The organism is Verrucosispora sp. SN26_14.1, assembly GCF_004307965.1.
Taxonomy (GTDB): Bacteria; Actinomycetota; Actinomycetes; order Mycobacteriales; family Micromonosporaceae; genus Micromonospora.
Genome location: NZ_SISL01000789.1, coordinates 1 through 1,276 on the forward strand (window position 1 = coordinate 1; position 1,276 = coordinate 1,276).

General features: G+C 74.9%; 1 protein-coding gene. It reads left to right on the plus strand.

The window, feature by feature from the left end:
• The coding region (locus tag EYA84_RS31940; RefSeq protein WP_131057868.1) for an ATP-dependent DNA helicase at positions 1-1,276 on the plus strand (1,276 nt) is incomplete at both ends.

Here is a 1,276-nt window from a genome sequence, read left to right on the forward strand (position 1 = left end):
CCGTCGGCGCGGTGCCCGGCGGGGCCGCCCGCCCCGGGCAGCAGCAGATGGCCACGGCGATCGAGGAGTGCGTCGCCTCCGGCGACCACCTGCTGGTGCAGGCCGGCACCGGGACCGGCAAGTCCCTGGCCTACCTGGCGCCCGCCCTGACCGTCGACGGGCCGGTGGTGGTCTCCACCGCGACCCTGGCGTTGCAGTCCCAACTGGTCGAGCACGACCTGCCGCGACTGGCCGACGCGGTGGAGCCGGTGCTCGGTCGCCGGCCGACCTTCGCCGTGCTCAAGGGCCGCCACCACTACCTCTGCCTGGCCCGGTTGGAGAACTCCAACGAGGACGAGCCGGAGGACACCCTCTTCGACGCCCCCACCGAGCGCCCCGGCGGTGGCGCCAAGTGGCTGGGCGAGGCCGGTCGGCTCGGCAAGCAGATCCAGCGCCTGCGGGACTGGGCCATGGAGACCGACACCGGTGACCGGGACGAACTCGACCCCGGCGTCGACGACCAGTCCTGGCGGCTGGTGTCCATGCCGGCCCGGGAGTGTGTCGGCGCGAGCCGCTGCCCGTACGGCGCGGAGTGCTTCGCGGAGGCGTCCCGGGCCCGCGCCCGCGAGGCCGACATCGTGGTGACCAACCACAGCCTGCTCGCCGTCGACATGCTCGCCGGACGGCACATCGTCCCGCCGCACAAGCTGCTGGTGGTGGACGAGGCGCACGAGCTGGCCGACCGGGTCTCCTCCGCGGCCCAGGCCGAGCTGACCCCGGAGCTGATCGACCGTTCCGCCCGGCGGGCCCGTCCGTTGCTGCGGCCGGAGACCGCCGAGGCGCTGACCGCGTCCGGTGACGCCCTCGCGGTCGGGCTGGCCGAGGCACCGGCCGGACGGATCACCGACGGCCTGCCCGACCCGCTGCGGAATGCCTGCACGCTGCTCGACGCGGCGACCCGCGCGGCGCTGGACGGCATCGGCGACATCAAGGCCGACGACCCCGACCCGGTACGCAAACAGCAGGCCAAGTCCGTGCTGGACGAACTCTCCACCACCGCCCAGCGGCTGCTGGACGAGGCGGAGCACGACGTGGCGTGGGTGGAGCGCAACGACAACACCGGGCGGCGGGCCCTCGTCGTCGCGCCCCTCTCGGTCGCCGGCACGCTCGCCACCCACCTCTACGACGAGCGGACCGTGGTGGCCACCTCGGCGACCCTGGCCCTGGGTGGGCGATTCGACACCGTGGCCCGTGCCCTGGGTCTGGACGCGCCGCCGCCCACCCCGCCGACGCCGGC